Below are 20,950 nucleotides of genomic sequence, written 5' to 3'. Positions count from 1 at the left end.
TTGCGGGGCCCGGGTGTCCGGCCCGGCCCCACAAGGAAAAAGAAAAGTGTTGTTGAACTGGATCGAAACCGCCCCGCGCCGCATCCTGGCGCTCATCAGCGTGGCCTGCGTGGGCATGCTCGCCTTCGGCATGTACCTGCAGCACGTGGTGGGCCTGGAGCCGTGCCCCATGTGCATCGTGCAGCGCTATGCGCTCATCGGCGTGGCCGTCTTCACGGGCCTGGCGAGCGCCGGGCGCGGGCGTGGGTGGTGGAAGGGGTGGAGCGTTGCGGCCCTGCTGACGGCGGGCTTCGGCGCCTTCGTGGCCGCGCGCCAGACCTGGCTGCAGTGGTACCCGCCCGAGGTTGCCACCTGCGGGCGCGACTTCTACGGGATGATCGAGAACTATCCTATCAGCCGCGCCATTCCCATGATCTTCCGCGGCTCGGGCGACTGCAGCGCGGTGGACTGGACCTTCCTGGGCGGCTCCATCGCCAACTGGTCCTTCGTGTGCTTCGTGGCGTTCGGCCTCGTACTGCTGGCGCTGCTGGTGCGGGGCGGGCGCAGGGGTTGAGCCCTTTCAGTCTGGCGGAAAGAGCGCCGGCACGGCGCCGGGCCGCCATACCTCGTATTTGTGCATGACGCGCTCGAACAGCAGGGAGCCTTGCCACCGCGCCAGCCATCCGCGCAGCAAGGGCAAGGCAGAAGCCTCCCACTTAGCAGGATCAATGCCCGCGAACTGACGGACGAAGGGCGCGATGGCCATGTCCGCCAGGCAGGCGCGGGGCCCCGACAAGCAGCCGCCGTGCAAGGCCAGTCGCTGCTCCAGCTCCGATAGCCATGCGTTGGCGGATGCGCGCTCCACGTCCGGGTCGGCGCCAGGGTGGCGCTGGGGATACTTGCAACGGTCCAGCGCGTGCTTGAAGGGGCCATCGCATTGGGCGATGAGTTCCATCACCTCCTCCATGCTGCCGTGCGCGGGCGCCAGCCAGCCGTACGGATCGTGCCGCTGCAGTGCCCAGCGCATGATGTCCAGGCTTTGCTCAATCACCCGTCCAGGCAGCACCAGCACGGGCACGGTGGCCTTGGGCGACGCGGCTAGCAGCGCGGCCGGCTTGTCGCGCAGCGCCACCTCGCGCAGCTCGCACGCCTGGCCGCTGGCCGCGAGCGCCAGCCGGGCGCGCATGGCATAGGGGCAGCGGCGGAACGAGTAAAGGACGGGCAGGGCATCCATGCGGCAGCGGCCGTGCTATTGCCCCGGCGCCTGGGAGGACGACCAGCTCTGGTCCTGCAAAAAGAACTTGGCCACCATCTCCTTGGTGATCTGCACGGCGCGCTTGAGGCTCAGGTCGATGTGCTCGCTGAGCGCCTGCAGCGCGGGCTCGAGCTGGCGGGCCTGCAGCAGGTCCAGCAGCTGGGCGTGGGCGTTGAAGGCGCGCGTGTTCCAGTCGGACTGCTCCAGATCGATGTGCCGCGCCACGTGGATGCGGCGCGTCACCTGCTCCAGGAACTGGCTCAGCTCCTTGTTGTGCGACATGGCGGTGAGGCGGCGGTGGAACTCCTCGTCGGCCAGCAGCAGATCGCCGATGGACATGCCCGGCGCCTCGGCCATCACCCCGTCCCAGTAGGCGCGCAGGCTTTCTATTTCCGCATCGGTGGCGTTTTCCACGGCTAGGAATAGGGCGCGGCGCTCCAGCGCGATGCGCACCTGGTAGAGGTTGTAGAGCTCCTCCACGCTGATGGCCTTGCGGTAGAAGCCCTTGTTCATCACGAAATCAAGGAAGCCCTCGGCCACCAGCCGGTTCAGGGCTTCGCGCAGCGGCGGGCGGCTGATGCCGAACTCCCGGCCCAGCGCCTGCTCGTTGATGCGCGCGCCGGGGCGGAAGTCGTAGCGCATGGCGCGTTCGCGCAGCTCGAGGTACAGGCGCTCGACGCTGCTGGCATCGCGTGTCTGAGGCACGTGCGCGCTTTCCTTGTTGGATTTTTCTTGACTGCCATGGTGCTCTTGGACAACGGGTGAGAGAACGCATTCTAGGCCCGCCTGTTCATCGGCCCAGCGGCTCCGGGAGCCGTACGCCACAGGGAATTCTTCATTTTATTGACTTATGTCTTCATAAGTGTCTACACTTTTGCAACAGGTTTGAAGCACGAGGACACTGGGAATGAGCGATCTGAGCGTTGGCAGCAGCCTGCGGGCCGTGGGCCTGGACGACAAGTACACGGCTACCGAGGGCACGGTCTACCTGACCGGCGTGCAGGCCCTGGTGCGCCTGCCCATGATGCAAAAGCGCCGCGACCGCGCTGCGGGCCTGAACACCGGGGGCTACATCACGGGCTACCGGGGCTCGCCCCTGGGCACGTTCGACGACCAGCTGGTGAAGGCGCGCAAGCACCTGCAGGCGCACGACGTGGTCTTCGTGCCCGGCGTGAACGAGGACCTGGCCGCCACGGCCGTCTGGGGCAGCCAGATGGCGGAGATCGGCGGGGAGGGGCGCTTCGACGGCGTGTTCTCCATCTGGTACGGCAAGGGGCCGGGTGTGGACCGCTCGGGCGACGCCTTCCGCCACGGCAACCTGGCGGGCAGCTCGAAGAACGGCGGCGTGCTGGTGCTCATGGGCGACGACCACACCTGCGAGTCGTCCACCACCTGCCACCAGAGCGAGTTCGCGCTGGTCGATGCGCAGATGCCCATCCTCTCGCCCGCGGGCGTGCCTGAGCTGATCGAACATGGGCTCTACGGCTGGGCGCTGTCGCGCTACTCCGGCTGCTGGGTGGGCATGAAGTGCATCAAGGACACGGCCGATGCCTCGGGCTCGGTGGAGGTGCACGAGGCCGGCCCGTCCTTCACGCTGCCCGAGCTGCCGGACATGCCACCCGACGGCCTCAACATCCGCCTGCCGGACACGCCGCATGCGCAGGAATACCGGCTGGTCAACCACAAGCTCGATGCCGTGCGCGCCTTCGCGCGCGCCAACCGCATCGACCGCGTGGCGTTCGGGCAGCGCGAGGGCGCGCGCATCGGCATCGTCACCTCGGGCAAGAGCTGGCTCGACTTGCGGCAGGCGCTGGCAGACTTGGGGCTGGACGAGGCGCGCGCGCAGGCGCTGGGCCTGGCGGTCTACAAGGCCGGCCTGGTCTGGCCGCTGGAGCCCGAGGGCATCGCCGAATTCGCGCTGGGGCTGGACAAGGTCATCGTCATCGAGGAAAAGCGCGCGCTGCTGGAGGCGCAGCTCAAGGACATCCTCTACGGCCGACCCGGCGCGCCGCAGGTCATCGGCAAGAAGGACGAGCGCGGCGCCAAGCTGTTCCGCACGGAACTGGCGCTGGACGCCGCGATGATCGCCCAGGTGCTGGGCCACCGCCTGGCCGAGATCGACCCGGCGCTGCTGGAGACGACCCACGCGCTTGCGCGCCGCAAGCCCGTGCTGGGCGCGGTGGACGTGATGGCGCGCAGCTTCTACTTCTGCGCGGGCTGCCCGCACAACACCTCCACGCGCATCCCCGAGGGCAGCCGCGGCTACGCGGGCATCGGCTGCTCGTGGATGGCGCAGAGCATGGACCGCGGCACGCTGGGCTATACGCAGATGGGCGCCGAGGGCATGGCCTGGGTGGGCGAGGCGCCGTTTTCCAAGCGTCCCCACATGTTCCAGAACATGGGCGACGGCACCTATTTCCACTCGGGCCTGCTCGCCGTGCGCGCGGCCGTGGCGGCCAAGACCAATATCACCTTCAAGCTGCTCTACAACGACGCCGTCGCCATGACCGGCGGTCAGCGCCACGACGGTCCGCTGGACCCCGTGCGCATGACCCAGCAGGTGCATGCCGAGGGCGTGGCGCGCATTGCCGTGGTGGTGGACGACCCCGGCAAATACGGCGGCGTGACAGGCTGGGCGCCGGGCGTGACCATCCACCACCGCGACGAGCTGGATGCCGTGCAGCGCGCGCTGCGCGAGGTGCCTGGCACCAGCGTGCTGGTCTACGACCAGACCTGCGCGGCCGAGAAGCGCCGCCGCCGCAAGCGCGGCGAGTTCCCCGACCCCGACATGCGCCTGGTCATCAACGAGGCCGTGTGCGAGGGCTGCGGCGACTGCGGCGCGAAGTCCAATTGCGTGGCCGTGGTGCCGGTGGAAACCGAGTTCGGCCGCAAGCGCGCCATCGACCAGTCGGCCTGCAACAAGGACTTCTCGTGCCTCAAGGGCTTCTGCCCCAGCTTCGTCACCGTGCGCGGCGGCAAGCTGAGGAAGGGCAGCGGCACGGGGAGCGACAGTCTCGAATCACCCCTGCCCGAGCCCGCGCTGCCCGACCTGGCGCAGGGGGTCTACAGCCTCGTCATCACCGGCGTGGGCGGCACGGGTGTGGTCACCATCGGCGCGCTGCTGGGCATGGCCGCGCACCTGGAAGGCAAGGGCGTGGGCGTGCTCGACATGGCGGGCCTGGCGCAGAAGGGCGGCTCGGTGTGGACGCACATGCGCTTCGGCGCCAGCCCCCAGGCGATCGCCGCCGTGCGCGTGGCGCCGGGCGGGGCCGACGCGCTGATCGGCTGCGACCTCGTCGTGGCCGCCGCGGGCAACACGCTGACCATGACGCGCAAGGGCGCCACGCGCGCCATCATCAACACGCAGGAGGTGATGCCCGGCGCCTTCACGCAGAACCCGGACATGCAGTTCCCCGCCAACCCGCTGGTCAAGACCATCGCGCGCGCCATCGGCGAGGGCAACCTGGAGCTGGTGGACGCGGGGCGCCTGGCGCTGGCCCTTTGCGGCGATGCCATCGCCACCAACCTGTTCATGCTCGGCGCCGCGTACCAGCGCGGCCTGGTGCCGGTAAGCGCGCAGGCCATCGAGCGCGCCATCGAGCTCAACGGCGCCGCCGTGAAGATGAACCTCGCCGCCTTCCGCTGGGGCCGCCGTCATGCGGTCGATCCGCAGGCCGTGGCGGCCAGCGCGGGCGCCGTGCAGCGCAAGCAGGCCGCCAGCCTCGACGAGGCCGTGCAGCGCCGCGTGGAGTTCCTCACCGGCTACCAGAACGCGGCCTACGCCGCGCGCTTCAAGGCGTTGGTGGATGCGGTGCGCGCGCACGAATCGCGCGTGTGGCCCGGCCAGGAACAGTTGACCAGCGCCGTGGCCCGGAGCTTCTTCAAGCTCATGGCCTACAAGGACGAGTACGAGGTGGCGCGCCTGTATGCCGCGCCCGCGTTCCGCGCGCAGATCGATGCGCAGTTCGAGGGCGCGCCGCGCCTGGCCTTCAACCTCGCGCCGCCGCTGCTGGGCCAGAGGAAGCGCGAGTTCGGCGCGTGGATGCTGCCCGCCTTCGGCATGCTGGCGCGCCTGAAATTCCTGCGCGGCACGGCGCTCGACCCCTTCGGCCGCACGGAGGAGCGCCGCCACGAGCGCGCCATGATCGGCGAGTTCGAGGCCCTGGTGCAGCGCCTGCTGAAGGAAGCGCGGCCAGACCAGCACGAGCTGGCAGTGCAGATCGCCCAGGCGCCGCTGCAGGTGCGCGGCTATGGCCATGTGAAAGAAGCCGCGCGCCAGGCCTACGAGGCCGAGCTGGCGCAACTGCTGCAGCGCCTGCAGGAGCCCCAGGTGGTGCGCCTGCGCGCCGCGTGATTCTCAAAATTCATAGCTAGTAGCGCTTGGTATGCAAGGGTTTCGCATGGTTTTCATGCGGAGATCATTGAATACTAAGCGCGAGCAGCTCCTGTTTCCATAGTCTCCTGAATTACCCATGCACACACCGCCTGTTCCCGGCGTGCGCCCGGCTCTGCCTCGCGGCAGCCTGGTGGCGCTGCTCACGCCGTTCACCGACGACCTGCGCCTCGATCTGCCCGCGCTGCGCCGTCTGATCGACTGGCACATCGGGGCGGGCACGGCCGGTATCGTCATCGCCGGCACCACGGGCGAATGCGCCACGCTCTCGCACGCCGAGCACCGCGAACTGCTGGCGGCAGCGGTGGCGCACGCGGCGGGCCGCACGCACGTCATGGCCGGCGTGGGCGCCAATTCCACGGCCGAGGCGGTGGCGCTGGCGTGCTTCGCCGAGGAATGCGGCGCGGATTCGCTGCTCAGCGTGGTGCCGTACTACAACAAGCCCACGCAGCGGGGGCTGGTGGCGCACTTCAGCGCGCAGGCCGACGCGACCGCGCTGCCGCTGGTGCTCTACAACGTGCCGGGCCGCACGGTGATCGACCTGCAGGTGGCCACCCTGGCCGAGCTGGCGCGCCACCCGCGCATCGCGGGCCTCAAGGACGCGACGGGCGACATGGCCCGCGCGGCCGACGTCGCGCTGGCCGTGCCGCCGGGCTTCGCGCTGTACAGCGGCGACGATTTCACCAGCCTGCCGTACCTCGCGTTGGGCGGGCAGGGCGTGATCTCGGTGGTCGCCAACATCCTGCCTGCCGAAGTGGCGGCACTGTGCGCCCACGTGGATGCGGGCCGCCTGCCCGAGGCGCGCGCGCTCTTCGCGCGCATGCTGCCGCTCACGCGCGCCCTGTTCGCCGAAAGCAGCCCCGGCCCCGCCAAGCGCGCTGCGCAACTGCGCGGGCTGTGCGGCGGTGGCTTGCGGCTGCCAATGTGCGAGGTGTCGCCTGCCACGGCAACGGCCGTGCGCGCGGCGCTGGAGGCGTGGCTTGTGGAATAGAGTAAAAAAAGTGCCCCAAAATTTGGCAGCATGTTCGGGAGGCTTGGCTCCCCAAGTGTTGACTGTTCAAAGGCTGCCTATGCAGGACGCCTATGGGGGCGTCGGCATCACCGTACCGTTCTCGGTGGTGGCTGGCGCGCTGACCGGCACCGGCACCGAAGTGGAGGCCGTGCGCGCGCTGACAGGCATGGGAGTTGCCGAGACAGGGGCGAAACAGCTACTCAAGGCTCCTCTCAAAGAAGGTGGCCAGCAGGCAAGCCAATGCAGCAACACCGAGCCGGCTTGGCGACTGATGAGGCTACCTGCGGGACCGCTGCCGCACGCACTGCTTCAATGCGAGGAGCGCGCGCCCATCGGGTGTCAGCCCGTGGACGGTGGCGTAGCGTGCGCCAGTAGGGAGGACGTGAAGAACTCCCGTGACCAGCTCTTGCGCCCGCAGGGCCAGGAAGGTGTCGATATCCGCGTGTTCGACCAGCACGACGGCATGCCCGGTGCGGGCAGAGGCCTCAAGCAGCTTGGTATCCATGCCGTACTTTCGTTGCTGCAGCAAGGGTGCAGCGGAAGCTGAAAATCAGAAGCGTGGTTTCAAGGCGCTTGAGATGCGTAGCCCCACTGTATCCAGGCGGTGCCAAAAAGGTGGCAATGGCGTTGTGCGATTGTGTGCGCTGGTAACCGGCCGCAGCTCGCCGCCATGCTTGTGCGCTTGCGCTGCCGCAGCGCGCCGTGGCGGCTTTCACGGCCGGGCCTCAGGGTATTCCTGCGCGCTGCGCAGGCACCGCCTGCCTAGAATCTGTTGCACTGCAATACAACGCCTGAAGGGCAACGAATCCAGGAGCCGCCGGTGCCAGACCAGAACCCCGCACAAGAACCGAAGCCTACGCAACGCGTCATCAAGAAATACCCCAACCGCCGGCTGTACGACACCTCCACCTCCACCTACATCACGTTGACCGAGGTCAAGCAGCTCGTGATGGAGGGCGAGAACGTGGTGGTGCGCGATGCCAAGAGCAGCGAAGACCTCACGCGCAGCATCCTGCTGCAGATCATCCTGGAGGAGGAGGCGGGCGGCGCGCCCATGTTCAGCGAGGCGGCGCTGGCCAACATCATCCGCTTCTACGGCCATGCCATGCAGGGCTTCATGGGCGCCTACCTCGAAAAGAACGTGCAGATGTTCACCGAGATCCAGGCCAAGCTGGCCGAGCAGTCGCAGGGGCTCACGCCCGAGATGTGGGCCCAGTTCATGAACCTGCAGTCGCCGCTGGTGAAGGGCATGATGGGCAATTACGTGGAGCAGTCGCAGAACATGTTCCTGCAGATGCAGGAGCAGATGCAAAAGCAGACCGAGCAGATGCTGGGCGCGTTCGGCCTCAAGAAACGCTGAGAGCGTGTTCAAGGTCTTTTCATGGAGCCCGTTGCCCCACCCAGGGGGTAGCTGTTAGGCGCAAAGTGTAGCCGGGCTGGTGGCCCGGCAAGCATTTGCGCGGCCGGCCAGGCAACGCGGCAGATGCCCCCTGGGCGGGGCAACCCTGCGGGCAAGGCAGCAAACAGCCGCACTCGTCGTTGCGCACCTTGCCCAGGCCGCCTGGCATGGCCTGCGGTGCGCGCCTAGATTGCGGCTGTTTGCTGCCTTGCGGGCTCCATGAAAAGACCTTGAGCACGCTCTGAGGCGGAACTGGGACAATACGGGGATGAGCGAAGTACTCTCCCCCACGAAAATTTCCACGGCGGCGCCCAAGGTCGGGTTCGTTTCCCTCGGATGCCCGAAGGCGCTGACCGACTCCGAGCTGATCCTCACCCAGCTCAGCGCCGAAGGCTACGAAACCTCCAAGACCTTCGCCGGCGCGGACCTGGTCATCGTCAACACCTGCGGCTTCATCGACGATGCGGTCAGGGAAAGCCTGGACACCATCGGCGAGGCGCTGGCCGAGAACGGCAAGGTGATCGTCACCGGCTGCCTGGGCGCCAAGGCGGGCAAGGACGGCGGCACGCTGGTGCAGGAGGTGCACCCGAGCGTGCTGGCCGTGACGGGGCCGCACGCCACGCAGGAGGTCATGAACGCGGTGCACCAGCACTGCCCCAAGCCGCACGATCCGTTCATCGACCTGGTGCCGGGCGGCTTCGGGGAGGCGGGCATCAAGCTCACGCCCCGGCACTACGCCTACCTCAAGATCAGCGAGGGCTGCAACCACCGCTGCACGTTCTGCATCATTCCCTCGATGCGCGGCGACCTCGTCTCGCGCCCCGTGGGCGACGTGCTCAAGGAGGCCAAGGCGCTGTTCGAGGGCGGGGTCAAGGAGCTGCTGGTCATCAGCCAGGACACCTCCGCCTACGGCGTGGACGTGAAGTACCGCACGGGCTTCTGGGACGGCAAGCCCGTCAAGACGCGCATGCTGGAGCTGGTGCAGGCGCTGGGCGAGATGGCGCAGGCGCACGGCGCCTGGGTGCGGCTGCACTACGTGTACCCGTACCCCAGCGTGGACGATATCCTGCCGCTCATGGCCCAGGGCCACGTGCTGCCCTACCTGGACGTGCCGCTGCAGCACAGCCACCCCGACGTGCTCAGGCGCATGAAGCGCCCCGCCAGCGGCGAGAAGAACCTGGAGCGCATCCTGCGCTGGCGCGAGGCGTGCCCGCAGATCGTGATCCGCAGCACCTTCATCGCGGGCTTTCCCGGCGAGACGGAAGAAGAGTTCGAGCATCTGCTCGACTTCGTGCGCGCCGCGCAGATCGACCGCGCGGGCTGCTTCGCCTACAGCGACGTGGAGGGCGCCACGGCGAACGCGCTGCCCGGCATGGTGCCCATGGAGTTGCGCGAGGAGCGCCGCGCGCGCTTCATGGCCGTGGCCGAGGAGGTTTCCACCGCCAGGCTGCAAAAGCGCGTGGGCCAGACGCTGCAGGTGCTGGTGGACCAGTCCATCGGCCTGGGCAAGAAGGGCGGCACGGGCCGCAGCTATGCCGATGCGCCGGAAATCGACGGCGTGGTGCACCTGCTGCCGCCCGAGAAGATCAGCAAGACCTACAAGGTGGGCGACTTCGTGAAGGCGCGCATCGTGGGCACGCAGGGGCACGACCTGGTGGGCGTGCCGGTGTGATGCCCTGAAAAAATGAGCTGCCTGCGCTTGCTGCACAAGGGTTTCAGGTGGTTTTTCGCCTGAAACCATTGCATGGAAAGCGCAGCCAGCTATTGTTTTGATAGTTCCATCGATCCTTCTAGCGCCTCAGGCCATGCATTCGTACCCCCAAGATATCTACACCGAGCCGGAACAGGACGTGCACACCCTGGCCTGCCTGGGCCCGCTGGCGCCCCTGGCGGGCGTCTGGACGGGCGCGCGCGGGCTGGACGTGAACCCCAAGGCCGACGGCCCCGAGCGGCAGGCGTTCATCGAGCGCATCGAGCTGCAGCCGATCGACGCCCAGACCAACGGGCCGCAGCTCTACTACGGCCTGCGCTACCACACGCGCATCGTCAAGCCCGATGATGTGGAGACTTTCCACGACCAGGTGGGCTACTGGCTGTGGGAGCCCGCGACGGGCACGGTGATCCAGACGCTGACGATCCCGCGCGGTCAGACGGCCCTGGCCATGGGCCAGGCCGCGGCGGATGCGAAGGCCTTCCGCCTGGAGGCGGTGCGCGGCTCCACGGTGAACGGCATCTGCTCCAACCCGTTCCTGGAGCAGGCGTTCCGCACCGACCGCTATGTGGTCGAGGTCACGGTGCATGACGACGGCACCTGGTCGTACGAGCTGACGACCACGCTCGTCACCCCGGACCGGGCCGAGCCCTTCCTGCACACCGACCGCAACCGGCTCACCCGGATCGGCGCGGCCCAGCCCAACCCCACCGCGGCGGCCGCCGAGGGCGCGGCGCTGCGCGCCTGAAGGCCCGCGCGCGTCAGACCATCTGGCGCACGGGCTTGCGCTTCCACACGCGGTGGTAGTAGGCGGCCTGCAGCGCGAGCGTGAGGCTGTAGGACAGGGGGAACGCCATCCACACGCCCGTCAGGCCGAAGTGGCGGCTGAGCAGCCAGGCCAGGGGCAGCTCCAGCACCGCGAGCACGCCGATGGTGATGGCCGTGGGCACCAGCACGTCGCCGCTGGCGCGCATCACCGACGAGAGCACCACGAAGCAGCCGAAGACCAGCCCGCTCCACAGCACGATGTGCAGCAGGTGCGCTGCGGTTTCCACCACCTGCGCGTCGGTGAGGAACAGGCCCAGCAGCGGCCGCGCGAACACGGTGCCCGCCAGGGCCAGCGTGGCGCCGATCGCCAGGTTCATCCAGATCGCCGTGGCCGTGATGGTGCCCAGCCGCTGGGGCCGGCCCGCGCCGATGGCTTGCGCGCCCAGTATGGAGGCGGTGATCGCCACCGAGATGATGGGGAACTGCGCGAAGCCCATGATCTGGTTCACCGCGCCATAGGCCGCCGTGGCGCTGGAGCCGAAGCCGTTGACCAGCGACACCACCACCAGCGACGCGAACGAGGTGGCCACCATCAGCACGCCCGTGGGCACGCCCACGCGCAGGATGGTGCGCAGCAGCGCGGGCTGGATGCGCACCGCGCTCCACAGCGCCCGGCCGGGCGCCAGCGGGCTCTGGATGCGGCGCAGCCGCCAGCCCAGCCACAGCAGCGCCAGCGTGAAGCCCAGGATCATGGATACGCCAGCGCTCATCACCCCGAGCCGGGGCAGCCCCCACCAGCCCGCGATGAGCGCGGGCGTGACCACCAGCCCCACGCCGGTCGAGAGCAGCAGGGCCCACATGGGCGACACGGTGTCGCCCACGCCGCGCAGCAGCGAGGTGGCGAGTAGGAACACGCACAGCCCCGGCATGCCCAGCAGCACCACGCGCGCGTAGGCGGTGGCTGTCTCCAGCACGTCGGGCGGCGTGCCCAGCAGCCGCATGGCGGGCGCGGCGAACAGGCCGCCGAGCACGGCCGCCGCGAGGCCGAAGAGCACGCCCACCGCCAGCGCCGTGCCGGCGATGGCGCGCACCTTGTCCGGCTGGCGCGCGCCCCAGGCCTGGCCGATGGGCACCGACGCGCCCGCGCCCAGGCCGATCATGAAGGCGATGAACACGAACAGCACGGGAAAGAACGCCGATGCCGCCGCCAGCGCCTGCACGCCCAGCATGCGGCCCAGGAACACGCCGTTGAGCGTGCCCGACAGCGACTGCAGCAGGTTGGCCAGGACCATGGGGCCCAGGAAGCGCAGGAATACGCGCCACAGCGGGGCGGGGGAGGGGGCGGGGCGCTCATTGCCACAGCGGCGCCGCCAGGCGGTGCTGGCGCATTGCGGGCCGGGCGCCGTGCGGCATGCGGCGCGGGATCTGGAAGGCGGTGGGGTGCTGGTGCATGGCGCCAGTATTGCCCGGGTTGTGCCGCGTCTTTCCTTTCAGCCGCCGGCATGGCTGCATCGGCCCCCTCCAGGGACGGCCGCCGCTGCGCTTCGGATATGCTTTTGGCGTCCCGCCACCTCCCGGCGGTGCGCATTGACACAAGGAAAGCATCATGGGCCTCATCCAGGCAGCGGTGGGTTCGGTCGGCGGAGCGCTGGCCGACCAGTGGAAGGACTTCTACACGGTGCCGGACGGCCTGCCGCCCACGGCGGCGCTGTTCGCGGCGGTGCCGCGCGGCACCAATGCCGGGCGCGGCGCGAACACCAAGGGGTCGTCGAACATCATCACCAACGGCTCCAGGATCGTCGTGCCCGAGGGCTACGGCCTGCTGCTGCTGCAGGATGGCGCGATCACCGGCTTCGCGGCCGAGCCGGGCGCCTACGAGTGGAATTCGAGCGATCTCAATTCCCAGTCCATCTTCACGGGCGGCGGCCTCATGGATGCGCTCGTCAAGCAGAGCTGGGAGCGCTTCAAGTTCGGCGGCCAGCCGGGTTCGCAGCAGGCGGCGTTCTTCGTGTCGCTCAAGGAGCTGCCGGACAACCGCTTCGGCACGCAGTCGGAGATCTACTGGGACGACGGCTATCTGAATGCCCAGGTGGGCGCCATCACGCGCGGCAGCTATACGCTGAAGATCGTCGATCCCATCCTGTTCGTGAAGAGCTTCGTGCCGGCCGCGTACCTGCAGCCGGGCCAGGTGTTCGACTTCACCGACCTGGACAACGCTGCGGCGGGCCAGCTTTTCAACGAGGTGGTGGCCTCGCTCGCGCCGGCCTTCAGCCTCTATACCAACGACCCGGCCAAGGGCAACCGCATCACGAAGATCCAGCAGGACTCCGTGGGCTTCGCCCAGAGCCTGTCGGACGCGGTCGAGCGCGCCTACCAGTGGAAGTCCGGGCGCGGGCTGGCCATCATCCGCACGGCCATTGTCTCGATCGAGTACGACGCCCATACCCGCGAGCTGCTCAAGAGCGTGCAGCGCGCCGACGCGCTGGCCGGCGCGCGCGGCAATTCCAACCTGCAGGCCTCGGTGGCCGCGGGCATCCAGGGGGCGGGGCAGAACGCCGGGGTAGGCGGCCTCATGGGCATGGGCATCGCGACGGGCGGGCTGGGCGGGCTGGCGGGCCTGCAGCAGCCGGTGGCGCCTGCGCCCGCGCCCGCGGCACCGGCGGCGGACGACCCCGTCGCCCGGCTCACCAAGGCCAAGCAGATGCTCGACGCGGGTCTCATCACCCAGGCCGACTACGACGCGGTCAAGGCCAAGGCGCTCGGCCTGTAGATGCCGGCCTCCCTTCCGAGCGGGCCGGGGTCGCCGCGGGACGTGCCGCCCGCCCCCGGCGAGTTCCCGGTGGACCCGGCCACGCTGCCGGAGCCGATCCGCGACGAGCTGCTCGCGCCCGATCCCGTTGCCATCGACACGGCCTCCAGGGAGCTGCGCGACGGCGTCAACCGCTGCCCCAAGTGCGGCTCGACCGAGATCCGCCAGCGTGCGGGCACCGACAAGCTGGTCTGCCTGTACTGCCGCCACGAGTGGACGGCGGCGCGCGTGGAGGAGGCGTTCGGCCTGGGCGAGGGCATCGGCGAGCTGAAAGGCACGCAGATCGCCTCCGGCGCGCAGAACATCGCCGCCGACGCGGCCAGCCTGCGCACCTACCACTGCGCCGGCTGCGGCGCCGACGTGGTGGTCAACACCGAGACCGCCATGACCGCGCGCTGCCACTGGTGCCGCCACATGCTGGGGGTCAACGAGCAGATCGACAACGGCGCGGTGCCCGACGCGGTGCTGCCCTTCCACATCAAGAAGGACGACGCGGTGGCCCGCATCCGCCAGTTCGTGGGCAAGCGCCGCATGTTCGCGCTCAAGGCGTTCAAGGAGGAGTTCGCGCCGGAGAACGTGCTGGGCGTCTACCTGCCCTATATGGTGGTGGACGCCAACGCCAGCGCCGACGTGGCCGGCTTCGGTGAGGTGGAGACGCGCCGCTACACGCGCGGCGAGGGCAAGGACCAGAAGACCTACTACGACGCCGACGTGTACCGCGTGCAGCGGCACGTGGACTTCACGGTGGACGACCTGACGCTGGAGTCGAGCGCCAAGCGCGGCAACCTCGACACGCAGGCCAACACCCACAACGTCATCAACGCCATCCTGCCGTTCGACACCAAGAACGCGGTGAAGTGGAATGCCTCGTACCTCGTCGGCTACACCTCGGAAAAGCGCGACCGCGACGTGGAGCACCTGCACCCGCGCCTGGAGGACCAGCTGCTCTCCATCGCGCGCGCGCAGGTGCAGGCATCGGTGCGCCGCTACGGCCGCGGCGTGCGCTGGGAGCAGGAGCGGCTCGACGTGCACGGCACGCGCTGGGTGGCGATGTACCTGCCGGTATGGCTCTATTCCTACCACCAGCCGGGCCGGGGCGGCGGCATGCTGCACTACATCGCGGTGAACGGCCGCACGGGCGAGACCATGGGCAGCGTGCCGGTGCAGCAGTGGAAGCTCGTCACCGCCGCGCTCGCCGTGGGCACGTTCGTCGAGGCCCTGGTCCTCTGGTTCATCGGGCGCTGAACACCATGAACGACGACAGCATTCTTTTCCTGCTGGCCCTCGGGCCGGCCAGCGCGGTGGGGCTGTACTGGATGCTCTACCGCTACTACCGCAATACCGACAAGTCGCACGGCTTCGAGCACGAGACCCACATCACCGCCCAGCCCGCCACGGGCGCCGATGCGGATGCGAAGGTGAGCGAAGTGCGGGGCACGCAGGCCACGCAGATCACCGGCAACAACGTGGGCGACTACCGCCGGCGCGTGAAGCGGGTGTAGAAAAACAAAAAGGCTTCCCGGAGGAAGCCTTTTTTGAAGCAGCGCAGCGCGCGATCAGACGCGCTTGCGGTATTCGCCGGTGCGCGTGTCGATTTCGATCTTGTCGCCCTGGTCCACGAACAGGGGCACGGGCACCTCGAAGCCGGTGGCGATCTTGGCGGGCTTGAGCACCTTGCCGGACGTGTCGCCCTTCACGGCGGGTTCCGTCCAGGTGATCTCGCGCTCCACGCTGGTGGGCAGTTCCACGGAGATGGCCTTGCCGTCGTAGAACACCACTTCGGCGGACATGCCGTCTTCCAGGTAGCTGATGGCGTCGCCCATGTTGGCGGCTTCCACTTCGTACTGGTTGTACTCGGTGTCCATCCAGACGTACATCGGGTCGGCGAAGTAGGAGTAGGTGCACTCCTTCTTGTCGAGGATCACGTTGTCGATCTTGTCGTCGGCCTTGAAGACGACTTCGGTGCCCATGTTGGACAGCAGGGCCTTGAGCTTCATGCGCACGGTGGCGGCACCACGGCCGCCGCGGGCGTATTCGGTCTTGAGGACGATCATGGGGTCTTTGCCCTGCATGATCACGTTGCCGGCGCGGATTTCTTGAGCGATTTTCATGGCGTGCTTGGGAGTGAAAGGTTGGGCCGCTCCACAAGTCGGGGCGGGCGGGCGTGGCCCGTGGTGTTGCGTCAGCAGGGCCGCCTTCCACCCCGGCGCATGTTCCGCGGCGGGGGCGCCGGCTGGGCACGCTCGCGTGCCGCCTTGGTATGGCGCAAAACCACGGATTCTAGCTTTTTTCGCTGACGAACCCCAGCAGCTGGGTCAACAAGTCGCTCTGCTGCAGCAGCCGCGCGCGCGCGGCGCGCACGCAGGCGCCCCACTCGGCGAGCAGGGCGGCGTCCAGCGGCGGCAGCGCGGGCGCCTGCGGCAGGCCTTCCAGCCCGTTCCACAGCGCGTGCGCATGCCGCAGCGAGGCGGGGGCCTGCAGCCAGTCCAGGAAGGCGTGCAGCTTGGCGTGGTGCGCGCCGTCGTGCTGCGGGTAGATGTGCCAGACGAAGGGCTGGCCCGCCCAGAGGGCGCGCACCAGCGAGTCCTCGCCGCGCACGAAGTTCAGGTCGCAGGCCCAGAGCATTTCGTCGAAGGCGCTCTGGGGGCAGGGCTCCAGGTATGAAATTGATAGCTGCTCGCGCTTGCTGGATAAGCGCTGGAGGTCAATTTCGTTCAAAACTGCTGCGGTGGCACGTCCCGGCGTGACGAGCAGCCGCGCGTCGCCGCGTGCGCGCAGTTCCTCGAGCAGCAGGGGCAGGGCGGGCGGCTCGTAGCAGAACAGCGAGACGGCCAGCGCGTGCGGCGCGATGCCGCGGCGCGCGCGCCAGCCCTGGCGGTCGAAGGCGCGCTGGCGTTCGGCCAGGCCGCCCTCGCGCAGCAACCCGCCGGTGCGCGGCGTGAAGCCAGGGTAGAAGAACCAGCGCACGAGGCCCGCGCCGGGGCTGCTCATCAGGGGCGAGGGCAGGCGGTGGCAGCGCTCCACGTAGCCTTCGGCGCTCAGGTATTCGAGGTTGATCCACACCGGCCTGCGGCGGGCGATGGCGGCCACGAAGCCGGGGGCGATCTCGCAGCCGAAGGCTTCGACCACCACGTCGCCCGGGCCGTCCTCGGGCGCCTCTGCGGGCCAGGGCCGCACCTGCACGCCGGGCGCGCCTTGCGGCGCCATCCAGGCGAGGGCGCTGGCGTCGTCCACCCATAGGCGCACGGCGTGGCCGCGCGCGCCCAGGTCGGCGGCCAAGCGCCAGCACACGCCGATGTCGCCGTAGTTGTCGATGACCTGGCAGAACAGGTCCCAGCGCAGCACGGCCGCCTGGCTCATGGCGCGCGCAGGTGGTCGACCAGCAGCCGGGCGACGCGGGTGAGCGATTCTTCCGAGCGCACGCACAGCGATAGCCGCCGCCGCGCCCAGGGCTCGGCCAGGGGGATGGCGCGGATCGCCAGCGTGCCGCGGTAGATCTGCGCGCTGCCGCGCGGCAGCATGCCCACGCCGAGCCCGGCGGAGACCATGAGGCACAGCGCGTCGTAGCCGGTGACCTGCATGCGCAGCTTGAGCGGCATCTCCAGCTCCGCCGCCGCGCGCGTGAGCAGGTTGTTGATGGCGCTGCCCGGGTGCATGCCCACGAAGTCGCAGGGCAGGGCGTCGGCCAGGCGCACGCGCTGCCTGCGTGCGAGGCTGTGGCCCGCGGGCACGATGAGGACCAGCTCGTCCTCGCGGTAGGGCAGCAGCGTGACGCGCTCGCCGTAGCTGCCGTGGGTGAGGATGCCCACGTCGGCCGCGTTCTCGGCCACCGAGCGGGCCACGGCGGTGCTGATCTGCTCGTGCAGCCGCACGTCGACCTGCGGGTGCGCGGTCATGAAGCGCTGCAGCTCGGCGGGCAGGAACTGGGTGATGGCCGAGATGTTGGCCACCACGCGCACGTGGCCGCGCACGCCGGCGCGGAAGTCGCGCATCTGCGCGGCGATGCCGTCCATCTCGTTGAGCACGCCGCGCGCCATGTGCAGCAGCGCGTAGGCGGCGGCCGTGGGTTCGGTGCCCCGGTTGCTGCGCGTGAACAGCTCCACCTGCAGCGCGGCTTCCAGCTCGGCCAGGCGGCGGCTGGCGGCCGAGGGGGCGATGTGCTCGCGCGCGGCGGCGCGGGCGATGGCGTTTTCTTCCATCACCGCGACGAACAGGCGCAGGGAGACCGGGTCGAGCTTCATGGCTGGCGATGGTACTGCCGGCCATGCCGGTTTGCGATGGCAGCTTCGCAATCGAGCGTTTTGCGCCGCGCGCGGCGCGCCGCATCATCCGCCGCCATGCAACAGACACCAGAGACAACCACCCCCGCCGCGCCTGCGGCCGCGCTGGCCGGCGTGCGCGTGATCGAGATGGGCCAGCTCATCGCGGGCCCGTTCTGCGGCAAGACGCTGGGCGAGTTCGGCGCCGAGGTCGTCAAGATCGAGGCGGTCGGAGCGGGCGACCCGCTGCGCAACTGGCGGCTCATCAAGGAGGGCACCTCGGTCTGGTGGCAGGTGCAGTCGCGCAACAAGAAGTCGGTGGCGCTGGACCTGCGCCAGGCCGAGGCGCAAGCGATAGCGTGCAAGCTGATCGCCGAGGCCGACGTGCTGATCGAGAACTTCCGCCCCGGCACGCTGGAGGGCTGGGGCATGTCGCCTGCCGAGCTGCACGCGCTGAACCCGGGCCTGGTCATCCTGCGCATCTCGGGCTACGGCCAGACGGGGCCGTACCGCGACCTGCCGGGCTTCGGCGTGATCGGCGAGGCCATGGGCGGCCTGCGTCACCTCACGGCCGAGCCGGGCCGCGTGCCGGTGCGCGTGGGCGTGTCGATCGGCGACACGCTGGCGGCGCTGCACGGGGCCATCGGCGTGATGATGGCGCTCTACCACCGCAAGGTGAATGGCGGCGCGGGCCAGGTGATCGACGTGGCGCTGCACGAGGCGGTGTTCAACTGCATGGAAAGCCTGATCCCCGAGTACAGCGCCTTCGGCGCGGTGCGCGAGGCGGCGGGCAGCGCGCTGCCGGGCATCGCGCCGAGCAACGCCTACCCGTGCCAGGACGGCTGGGTGCTGGTGGCCGGCAATGGCGACAGCATTTTCAAGCGGCTGATGGCGACCATCGGCAGGCAGGATTTGGCGGATGACCCGCAACTGGCCGACAACGCGGGCCGCGTGGCGCGCGTGGGCGAGATCGACGCGGCGATTGGCGCCTGGACGCAAGCGCGCACCGTGGCCCAGGTGATGGAGCTGCTGGCCGCCGCGCGCGTGCCGGCGGGCAAGGTCTACACGGCCAAGGACATTGCCGAGGACCCGCACTACCAGGCGCGCGGAATGCTGCTGACCCAGCAGACGCGCGACGGCCACGAAGTAACCGTGCCGGGCATCGTGCCCAAGCTCTCGGGCACGCCGGGCACCATCCGCAGCAGCGCGCCGCACCTGGGCGACGACACCGACGCGGTGCTGGCCGAGGCGGGCCTTTCCACGGAACAGATCGCGCTGCTGCGCGGCAAGGGAGTCATCCAATGAACAGCGTCTGGAACGGCGCGGGCCGCCGCATCGAACTGTGCGACGTGGGCATGCGCGACGGCCTGCAGATGGAATGCCAGTTCGTGCCGACCGAGGACAAGATCGCGCTGGTCAACGCCCTGTCGGCGGCAGGCCTGCCGAAGATCGAGGTGACCTCGTTCACCTCGCCCACGGCCATCCCCGCGCTGCGCGATGCCGAGATCGTGATGCGCGAGATCGAGCGCGGCCCCGACACGGTCTACACCGCGCTGGTGCCCAATGCGCGCGGGGCCGAGCGGGCCATCGAGGCGCGCACGGACGAGCTGAACCTCGTCATGTCGGTGAGCGAGACGCACAACCTGTGCAACCTGCGCATGACGCGCGCGCAGTCGTTCGCCGCGCTCTCCATGGTGATCGCCATGGCGCAGGACGCGCGCGTGGCGGTGAATGTCTCGCTTTCGTGCGTGTTCGGTTGCCCGATGGAGGGCGACGTGCTGCAGGAAGAAGCCTTCGCCTGGGTGCAGCGCTTCGCGGATCTGGGCGTGCAGGGCGTGACGCTGTGCGACACCACGGGCATGGCCTATCCCACGCAGGTGGCGCAGCTCACGGCAGGTGCGCTCGCGCGCTGGCCGGGAATGGCGTTCACGCTGCATTTCCACAACACGCGCGGCATGGGCCTGGCCAACGTGCTCGCGGCCATCGACGCGGGCGCGAGCCGCTTTGATGCCTCGCTGGGCGGCCTGGGCGGCTGCCCCTACGCGCCGGGCGCGTCGGGCAACGTCTGCACCGAGGAGGTGGCGCATGCGCTGCAGCTCATGGGTTATGGCACGGGGATCGATCTGCCCGCGCTGCTGGCCGTGGCGCGGCGCCTGCCGGCGCTGATCGGCCACGACATTCCGGGCCAGATCGCCAAGGCCGGCCAGCGGCTGGATCTGCACCCGGCGTCCGCCGACTTCGAGGCCATCCGCGAACGCGCGCTGGCACGGAACACCTGATTTTTTTACCAGAGGAGACACGCACCATGCGCATCACACGCAAGCAATTCACCACCCTGGCGCTCGCCGCCGCAGCCCTGGCCTGCGCCGGCGGCGCTGCAGCGCAGGGCTACCCGGCCAAGCCCGTGACCTTCGTCGTGCCCACGGCGGCGGGCGGCACCACCGACCTGTCTGCGCGCATGGTCGCGCAGGCGCTGGGCCCGGTGCTGGGCCAGTCGGTGGTGGCGGACAACAAGGGCGGTGGCAACGGCGCCATCGCCGCCAGCATCGTCAAGCGCGCGGAGCCCGACGGCTACACGCTGCTCATGCAGTACTCGGGCTACCACGTCATCTCGCCGCACCTGACGAAGGCGCCGCAGTGGGACCTGAAGGACTTCCAGCCCATCGCCAACGTGATCTCGGCCCCGCAGATCATCGTGGTGCGCGACGGCCTGCCGGTGAAGACGCTGCCCGAGCTGATCGCCTACGCCAAGGCCAACCCCGGCAAGCTCAACTACGCATCGTCCGGCAACGGCTCGCTGCAGCACGTGACCGGCGCAATGCTGGAGCAGCAGGGCGGCGTCAAGATGGTGCACGTGCCCTACAAGGGCACCGGCCCCGCGCTGCAGGACCTGCTGGGCGGGCAGGTGGACCTGACCTTCGGCACCGCGCCGCCGTTCATGCCGCACATCCAGTCCGGCAAGCTGCGCGTGCTGGCCGTGACGGGCAAGGAGCGCCTGCCCAGCCTGCCCAACGCGCCCACCACGGCCGAGGCGGGCTACCCGGGCGTGAACGCCACGTCGTGGTTCGCGCTGTTCGCGCCCGCCGCCGTGCCCAAGCCGGTCATCGACAAGCTGGCCGCCGACCTGAAGAAGGTGGTCGAAGACCCGGCCTTCCGCAAGAAGGCCGAGGAGCAGGGCGCCACGGCCGACTACCTGGGCCCGCAGCAACTGGGCGAGCGCGTGAAGGCCGACTACGCCAACTGGGCGGGCGTGATCAAGAGCTCCAGGATCGAAGCCGAATAAGCCACGGGTTTCAAGCCAAATCGGCTTCCAGCGCTTGTGCAGCAAGCGCTGGAAGCTATTTTTTATGTAGTAAAAGAAATGG

At 69.2% G+C, this 20,950-nt stretch carries 19 protein-coding genes; 13 read left to right on the top strand and 6 right to left on the bottom strand.

From position 1 onward, the window contains the following. Nucleotides 1-46 precede the first annotated feature (46 nt). Nucleotides 47-553, top strand: a complete 507-nt coding sequence (locus AAG689_RS12235) for a disulfide bond formation protein B (RefSeq protein WP_406626174.1) — start codon at nt 47-49, stop codon at nt 551-553. A 6-nt stretch (nt 554-559) separates the two neighbouring features. Here AAG689_RS12235 and AAG689_RS12230 read toward each other — a convergent pair whose 3' ends face one another. Beyond that, the gene (locus AAG689_RS12230; RefSeq protein WP_406626173.1) at nt 560-1,213 is read right to left on the bottom strand and encodes a glutathione S-transferase; all 654 of its coding nucleotides are present in this window, start codon (nt 1,211-1,213) and stop codon (nt 560-562) included. A gap of 15 nt (nt 1,214-1,228) precedes the next feature. Next, nucleotides 1,229-1,939 (bottom strand): GntR family transcriptional regulator, encoded by a 711-nt coding sequence (locus AAG689_RS12225; RefSeq protein ID WP_406626172.1) that lies wholly within the window; start codon nt 1,937-1,939, stop codon nt 1,229-1,231. A gap of 202 nt (nt 1,940-2,141) precedes the next feature. Between AAG689_RS12225 and AAG689_RS12220 the strand changes: the two genes are divergently transcribed. From AAG689_RS12220 to AAG689_RS12195, 6 genes are all read left to right on the top strand, one after another. Further along, on the top strand, nt 2,142-5,588 hold the full coding sequence (locus AAG689_RS12220) for an indolepyruvate ferredoxin oxidoreductase family protein (protein WP_406626171.1): 3,447 nt from the start codon (nt 2,142-2,144) through the stop codon (nt 5,586-5,588). A 118-nt stretch (nt 5,589-5,706) separates the two neighbouring features. Then, nucleotides 5,707-6,618, top strand: a complete 912-nt coding sequence (gene dapA, locus AAG689_RS12215) for a 4-hydroxy-tetrahydrodipicolinate synthase (RefSeq protein WP_406626170.1) — start codon at nt 5,707-5,709, stop codon at nt 6,616-6,618. A gap of 79 nt (nt 6,619-6,697) precedes the next feature. Continuing rightward, nucleotides 6,698-7,186 carry a hypothetical protein gene (locus tag AAG689_RS12210; RefSeq protein ID WP_406626169.1) on the top strand — a complete coding sequence of 163 codons (489 nt, stop codon included), beginning with the start codon at nt 6,698-6,700 and terminating at the stop codon, nt 7,184-7,186. Between the two features lie 273 nt (nt 7,187-7,459). After that, entirely contained in the window at nt 7,460-7,999 is a 540-nt protein-coding gene (gene phaR, locus AAG689_RS12205; protein ID WP_020227545.1) for a polyhydroxyalkanoate synthesis repressor PhaR, read from the top strand. A gap of 307 nt (nt 8,000-8,306) precedes the next feature. Further along, nucleotides 8,307-9,710: a 30S ribosomal protein S12 methylthiotransferase RimO gene (gene rimO / locus AAG689_RS12200; RefSeq protein WP_406626168.1), complete on the top strand. Its 1,404-nt coding sequence runs from the start codon at nt 8,307-8,309 to the stop codon at nt 9,708-9,710. Nucleotides 9,711-9,843: 133 nt separating this feature from the next. Next, the gene (locus AAG689_RS12195) at nt 9,844-10,497 is read left to right on the top strand and encodes an FABP family protein (RefSeq protein ID WP_406626167.1); all 654 of its coding nucleotides are present in this window, start codon (nt 9,844-9,846) and stop codon (nt 10,495-10,497) included. Between the two features lie 13 nt (nt 10,498-10,510). Here the strand turns inward: AAG689_RS12195 and AAG689_RS12190 are convergent, their stop codons facing one another. After that, nucleotides 10,511-11,809 carry an MATE family efflux transporter gene (locus tag AAG689_RS12190; protein ID WP_406626166.1) on the bottom strand — a complete coding sequence of 433 codons (1,299 nt, stop codon included), beginning with the start codon at nt 11,807-11,809 and terminating at the stop codon, nt 10,511-10,513. 314 nt (nt 11,810-12,123) lie between these two features. Here AAG689_RS12190 and AAG689_RS12185 point away from each other — a divergent pair, with 314 nt between their 5' ends. The 3 genes from AAG689_RS12185 to AAG689_RS12175 are packed head-to-tail and all read left to right on the top strand — an operon-like array spanning nt 12,124 to nt 14,828. Further along, nucleotides 12,124-13,287 (top strand): SPFH domain-containing protein, encoded by a 1,164-nt coding sequence (locus tag AAG689_RS12185; RefSeq protein ID WP_406626165.1) that lies wholly within the window; start codon nt 12,124-12,126, stop codon nt 13,285-13,287. Next, nucleotides 13,288-14,571, top strand: coding sequence for a TFIIB-type zinc ribbon-containing protein (locus AAG689_RS12180; protein WP_406626164.1), 1,284 nt, complete (start codon nt 13,288-13,290; stop codon nt 14,569-14,571). Nucleotides 14,572-14,576: 5 nt separating this feature from the next. Continuing rightward, nucleotides 14,577-14,828: a hypothetical protein gene (locus AAG689_RS12175; protein ID WP_406626163.1), complete on the top strand. Its 252-nt coding sequence runs from the start codon at nt 14,577-14,579 to the stop codon at nt 14,826-14,828. 54 nt (nt 14,829-14,882) lie between these two features. Here the strand turns inward: AAG689_RS12175 and efp are convergent, their stop codons facing one another. From efp to AAG689_RS12160, 3 genes are all read right to left on the bottom strand, one after another. After that, the gene (efp, locus tag AAG689_RS12170; RefSeq protein ID WP_406626162.1) at nt 14,883-15,437 is read right to left on the bottom strand and encodes an elongation factor P; all 555 of its coding nucleotides are present in this window, start codon (nt 15,435-15,437) and stop codon (nt 14,883-14,885) included. A gap of 169 nt (nt 15,438-15,606) precedes the next feature. Continuing rightward, on the bottom strand, nt 15,607-16,686 hold the full coding sequence (earP, locus tag AAG689_RS12165) for an elongation factor P maturation arginine rhamnosyltransferase EarP (protein WP_406626161.1): 1,080 nt from the start codon (nt 16,684-16,686) through the stop codon (nt 15,607-15,609). After that, complete coding sequence (locus AAG689_RS12160; protein ID WP_406626160.1) at nt 16,683-17,567, bottom strand: LysR family transcriptional regulator; 885 nt, start codon at nt 17,565-17,567, stop codon at nt 16,683-16,685. Before AAG689_RS12160 ends, earP begins: the two co-directional genes overlap by 4 nt. A 96-nt stretch (nt 17,568-17,663) precedes the next feature. Here AAG689_RS12160 and AAG689_RS12155 point away from each other — a divergent pair, with 96 nt between their 5' ends. The 3 genes from AAG689_RS12155 to AAG689_RS12145 are packed head-to-tail and all read left to right on the top strand — an operon-like array spanning nt 17,664 to nt 20,868. Continuing rightward, nucleotides 17,664-18,890: a CaiB/BaiF CoA transferase family protein gene (locus AAG689_RS12155; protein WP_406626159.1), complete on the top strand. Its 1,227-nt coding sequence runs from the start codon at nt 17,664-17,666 to the stop codon at nt 18,888-18,890. Continuing rightward, on the top strand, nt 18,887-19,864 hold the full coding sequence (locus AAG689_RS12150) for a hydroxymethylglutaryl-CoA lyase (protein ID WP_406626158.1): 978 nt from the start codon (nt 18,887-18,889) through the stop codon (nt 19,862-19,864). Before AAG689_RS12155 ends, AAG689_RS12150 begins: the two co-directional genes overlap by 4 nt. A 26-nt stretch (nt 19,865-19,890) precedes the next feature. Beyond that, entirely contained in the window at nt 19,891-20,868 is a 978-nt protein-coding gene (locus AAG689_RS12145; RefSeq protein WP_406626157.1) for a Bug family tripartite tricarboxylate transporter substrate binding protein, read from the top strand. Nucleotides 20,869-20,950 lie beyond the last annotated feature (82 nt).

Origin of the sequence: Acidovorax sp. SDU_ACID1 (assembly GCF_045291395.1) — a bacterium.
In the GTDB taxonomy this organism is placed as follows: Bacteria; Pseudomonadota; Gammaproteobacteria; order Burkholderiales; family Burkholderiaceae_C; genus MR-S7.
Note: the sequence above shows the minus strand (reverse complement) of the source record. Positions and strands in the feature narration are given on the sequence as shown.